1 protein-coding gene is annotated in these 609 nt (G+C 46.5%); it reads left to right on the top strand.

Annotated elements, in window-relative coordinates; all coding sequences use genetic code 11:
* The coding region (locus FK268_RS26005) for a helicase-related protein (RefSeq protein WP_269434255.1) at positions 1-609 on the top strand (609 nt) is incomplete at both ends.

Raw genomic sequence — 609 nt, 5'->3', positions numbered from 1 at the left:
AAAAGCACCAGAAGGCTTCACGCCACATCAACTGATGATGACAGCGACACCTATTCCACGAACGTTGGCGATGACACTCTATGCTGATCTCTCAAGCTCTGTCATTGATGAGTATCCGCCGAATCGAATTCCTATCACTACCTCCGTTATTAACGATAAAGCGCGGGATAAAGTGATCGAAAGAGTAAGAGCCCAATGCCAAGAGGGAACGCAGGTCTATTGGGTCTGTACACTTATTGAAGAGTCTGAACAACTCCCGGCAAAAGCCGCTGAAATGGCCTATGCTGATCTTTGTGAAAAACTACCCCATCTCCGAATCGGCCTTATTCATGGACGCTTAAAAAGTGCGGAGAAAGAGTCAGTTATGAATGCTTTTAAGGCTCATGAACTCGATATTTTGGTAGCAACAACCGTGATTGAAGTAGGGGTTGATGTTCCCAATGCTTCGATTATGATCATTGAAAATGCCGAGCGTCTTGGCCTATCACAACTTCATCAATTAAGAGGGCGAGTTGGTCGCGGATCGAAAGCCTCTGTCTGCCTCCTCCTTTACTCTCCCCCACTCTCCCATATGACGAGGGAACGACTGGAGATTATGCAACTTACCAA

It is taken from the genome of Tsukamurella sputi, from assembly GCF_007858445.1.
Lineage (GTDB): Bacteria > Actinomycetota > Actinomycetes > Mycobacteriales > Mycobacteriaceae > Tsukamurella > Tsukamurella sputi.
Note: the sequence above shows the minus strand (reverse complement) of the source record. Positions and strands in the feature narration are given on the sequence as shown.